The sequence below is a fragment of the Bacillus cereus group sp. BfR-BA-01430 genome (assembly GCF_022663115.1).
In the GTDB taxonomy this organism is placed as follows: domain Bacteria; phylum Bacillota; class Bacilli; order Bacillales; family Bacillaceae_G; genus Bacillus_A; species Bacillus_A cereus_BD.
The window spans coordinates 1-4,883 of sequence record NZ_JAKUEW010000037.1 but is presented as its reverse complement, the minus strand read 5'-3'; the positions used below and the strand labels follow the sequence as shown (position 1 = coordinate 4,883).

Sequence of the window (4,883 nt, the reverse complement as noted above, 5' to 3'; positions counted from 1 at the left end):
GTCGCTACCTTATCCGCAAGTTTATCAAGCGTTTCTTGATAGTTTGTTAAGTCTTTAGGGTTCGGAAAGAAACTAGAAGGCTTTGTCCCATTTTGCAACATTGGATGAGCACACCAAATTTCTCCGTTTCTCCTAAGCTGTAATCTAAATTCAACTTGAGTTATAGGTTCATTTGGTGCTGTCACAGGTAAAACGATACGAACCCAGTTATGATTAACAAATTCCAATTCCTTTGAAAATTGTTTAACATGAGTGTTTCCATTATAGAATTTTAATTCCAAAGCACCACTCTGATCTATGGTAGACTTCTCTTTTGTATAAACGTATACAGATGCAACTAACTGTTCTCCAGGCTGACAAGGGATTGTTTGGCTTATGCCATAATATCTATTAGCTGTCTGACCAGAAACTTGGATCCCTATTGTAAAGTCATTATCTTTTGTTAACGAAGAGTCTGGTTGAACAATTCCACCAGCCCCATTATAAACTTTCCAACCTTTATAAGAAGGCGTTTTAGAAAGTTCATTCCCTTTATCATCTATTTTCTTTTCTGTGAAAATAGCGTTAATCAACTTATTCTGCGATCCAATACCACCAACATACTCTTCAACTTGCTTCGCTGTAACCTTAGAACTCACTTCATTACTCAGTTGTTTAATTTGAGATGATTGTTGTGAAATGACCTGTCCTTGTTCTGTCTGAGCTTCAGTAACGTTCTTTACAGTCGTTTCTAAGCTACCTACTGACTGTTTAACTTGAGTCACATCTTTGCTAATAATCGATTGATCCTGCTGTACTTTTTGAATTGTTGAACTATTAGTATCTACCGTTTGCTTCATTTCGTTTGTCGTTTTTGTAAGCGTATCTGTTGTGGATTGGATATCAGAAATAGTTTGCTTCGTGCCTTCCACAGTGTTTTCGATGGTATTCATTTTATCAGTGATTTCCCCATCTTTTTTGGTTAATTCTTCTATGGAAGTTTTGAATCCTACATTCGTTTTTTCCATTTCCACAATTTTTTGATTCACTTCACCTTGTTCATTTTGAACAGCTTCTACCTTTTTATTTAACTCTGTTTTCGTAGACTCAATTTCCTGTTTTAAAGGTTCAACATCTGGAACAACAGTTTCCCAAACAGCTCCTGTCCATATCTTTAAAATTCCTGGCCGCCCATTGCTAATATCACGCCAAAGGGTCTTGTTAGGCTTAAGGTTCGTAGTCGGTGGATTAGCTGATTCAATGATTTCAACCATATTTTGTTCTATATTCTCTTTCAGCTTCTCAGATAAATCTTTTGCTGCTTGCGATTCTCTAATGGCTTGTTCTGCTTCACCTTTTGCTTGTTCTGCTAACCTTTCCAATTGCTCTAATAACTCTTTGTTCGCCTTGTTACCTAAAATGGCAAGAACTCTATTGTATAGCTTTCTTGCTTCTTCATCTGGATCAGTAATCTCTCGATAATCTCCAAAGACATATTTAGTTTTCTCTGAATCTGTAAAGGATTCATCACCAGCTATTGCCCTTGCTTCAAGCACTAACATCGGCACAAAGCCTTCATCTTTAATTCTTAATGTATCACCTTCATTGATTTCCTCATGCGCTAAGCCAAACGCACGACTAATATCTTGTGCATCAACCTCATAATTGACAGAACTATTAATACGTTTTTTTAACTCGATTTCCATTAATGTCATAAGACGCTTATCTGTCATATTTAAATCTTCGGTTTCTGGTGTATAAAATCCGAACTTGTGCTGACCGTTCTCACTCCACCTTTGAAATGCATCGTTGTCCACAATGTAAGGGAGACCATTATTAATGTTTTCGACGGTGATTATCTTTTCATTTTCACCTCTAACAAAACCAAAAAGTGCTGTACAAATGTTCTGAGAGTTTTCTCTGCGTACAATACCTTTTAAGTCCTTACCCAAAGTAACTTCTTTACCCGTAACTCTCCCGCGTCTCTTGACCATATCGACGTATCTGCCCACCACCTGTGAGCCAACTACTTCACATCTATAAACAATTTCTAATTCAAATAAAGAAGCGGTATCTTTTAGAAGTTTAAGTGGGCTGACGGGCTCATCAATAGTCATCGTGTGGAAGCCTGAGTATTCCGTATTCCCTCGTTTCCACTTTGTTCCTAATAGAGCCATGTCGATAAACTCATTTACTGTCTTACCTTCGATTTTTTGCGGCATGATATATCCTGCTTTATCTAGCAGAATCCACTCACCCGATGCATAGACAGTTACTGACCTATTATTAGAATTCTTTTCAATTTCAGTAATTACATAAGGAACAATATGGCCGTCCCTAACTTCTTTTAATACTAAGTTCTGCTGCATAAGAGTTGCTGCATGTTTTGTATTATCAAACACTGTAAAATCAAGTGTATCTACATTATTCTTGAGTTCCCAGTGACGTTTATCGTCCCAATAATCGTCCGGCTGGATAGCTGATACAATTTGTTCTGTTTTAAAGTCTACGACATGTAAAATTCCGTTCATCTTCATTATCTGTATCGCTCCCTAAAGCTGATCGTTGCTACGCCTATATCTCCTGGCATGATGTCGATTCGGTTGTCACCACGAATAATTTTTGGAAAATCACTGAAAATGTCTTTGATATTTATCGCATCTTTACCATTAATCGTCACCAAACTTTTCTCAGTATCGATAACGACTTTATCGCCTTTATCGAAAATATAAGGCTTGGTATTTTCGGGTACTTTATTCACTTTCCAGATTTTCAAGTCGTCAATGGACATCACTGAAACAGGTTCGTTGACATCCCATGCCGCTATAGAAATCATGATTTGTGCAACCTTCCTATTAGTCATTGGAGTTCCGTGCTCATCAATCCAGCGTTCTACTAATGATGCGTCATCAATCTCCGTTCCATCTCGGAATCTAGCAACATATACAGACCATTCGTTTCCTCGTCTAGCTATTCTGAGACGACCATAAAATTGGTTAAATGTGTTCGGGTGAGCGCCGCTTGTATCGACTAACTTACGTAAACTACCCGGTGTTCCCGCGTTTCCAATTTTCATGTGCGCTTTTGTAAATTCAGCATCCCAATAAAGGTCGTTCATGTTAATCCGTGTAACAATGTTGCTTGCTTCATCTAAAAGAAGCACTTCCACACGCCCCATTTGTCCAATATTCGTCGATTTCAGACGCACCCATGCTTCCATCTCGAAATCTTGCAACGGTCCGCCTGGAATGTTTTTCTTTGCAATCGCCCCATGGAATCCTCGTTCTTGTCCGTAATCGTCGCAATAAAGCGCGTAACCCTCTCGCACTTTAAAAGAGCCCGTCCCCTTCATATCGTCAAATTGACCTGTAACAGGAGTCCATCCTACTGTAGTAGACATCTCATCCCACATAACGCGTTCGCGTTCTTGTACCGTTTTTTCTTCGACTGTCAAAGGATAACCTATCCGGAAATAATTGCGACCATGTGGGTATTCGCCAAACCAAACATCTAGAAATGTCGAGGGTTGTTCCACATCAACCTCAATTAGTGCGGGTGCTTCTACGCTACCTTTGTTCGTAAATCGAGAAGTTATTTCTGTGGTCCAGCTTCTTTCGAATTTATAAGTTTGTACTTTTCCGAGTTTGTAAGGCATCGGGCAAACAAAAGTAATAACACCTTTTCCTTTATTAACTAGCTCCTCAAGATCTAGCTCACCATCGACAACAGCAAGGTATGTTCGGTCTGGCTCATCATCAAAAATTAATTCAACTGGTTCTTGAGTAAATAACCAATCTGCCAAATCCTCTTTTATTTTTTGTAAATCAGCTATATCTTTATTGGCCTTAATAAAAATAGGAACGTCTATACGACGTTCCTCTGTTTCGGTATTCATTAAATAAGCCCCTGCACGATGAGGGACTCTGACTAATCTCCTTCTGATTGGAGCCCACGTTGGGCGCTTCCTGCCAGCTAACATGAGAATATAATCTTTTCGAATATTGTTAAATGAAAATCCTAATTTCCCCATATTAATCATCGCCCCTCAAATTGCTTTCTTCTTTCCTTTTCACGCTCTTGAAACTCTGTTGTATAACGATATGTTCCTTTTGTCAGTTCTTTTCCGTCTAATACATTTGTCATATTCACAGTTAGACTCAACTCTCTTTCTGTTGATAGGTCATTTGGAAAAATTCTTTGAGTAACTGAAGGAACATGCTGTTGTGAGAAGTTTGGTTGTATACGATTCACAAACCCATTGAATTTATTATTCTTAGGTAGTGAGAAGTTTGGCGTAAAATCGAAAACGGATGGCATGCTGCTCATTTGATTCTTAACAGTACCAACAACATTTCTTGCTGCATCAACAATAAACCGTTTTCCACGATCCATACCAACCCCAACACCTTCAGGTACTGCACTACCAACAGGAATCATGACTTTCGAAGGACTATTGATTTCAAGTGCACCTGAAATAGTATCTTTAATTTCTTTAGCAATCCCTGCAGCTTTACTAAATAAACCTCCAGAAGCCGCATCTATTCCTCTTCCAAGCCCCTCTAAGATACTTTTACCAATAGAAAATAAATCGATAGAACTAAAGAATTTTTCTACCTCACGCCATTTATCTTGCACACTACTTTTTACTTCTTGCATTTTATCTCGTACAGCCTTTTTCATATCTTCCCATTTTCGAGAAACTGTGTTTTTTATGTCTTCTACTTTTTGACTGGTAGAATTTTTTAGATCTCCCCATTTATTTTTAACATCTGACCATAACTCCCGCATTTTTCGAACTACATCATCTTTCATGACTTGATATTTCGATTTAATTTGACCTGTTTCCCAATCTACTTGATTTGCGTGTTCACCAGCTTGTGCTTTCGCTTCGTTTACAATTTCCT

Annotated in this window: 3 protein-coding genes; all 3 read right to left on the bottom strand. The window is 38.3% G+C overall.

What is annotated here, in order from left to right:
- Positions 1 to 2,516, bottom strand: a 2,516-nt coding sequence (locus MR058_RS22590) for a phage tail spike protein (protein ID WP_277926681.1), incomplete at its 3' end; no start/stop codon positions are given.
- Positions 2,516 to 4,009, bottom strand: a complete 1,494-nt coding sequence (locus MR058_RS22585) for a distal tail protein Dit (RefSeq protein ID WP_242145916.1) — start codon at positions 4,007 to 4,009, stop codon at positions 2,516 to 2,518. The genes MR058_RS22585 and MR058_RS22590, both read right to left, overlap by 1 nt.
- Before the next feature lie 5 nt (positions 4,010 to 4,014).
- On the bottom strand, positions 4,015 to 4,883 hold an 869-nt coding region (locus tag MR058_RS22580), incomplete at its 5' end, for a phage tail protein (RefSeq protein ID WP_242145915.1).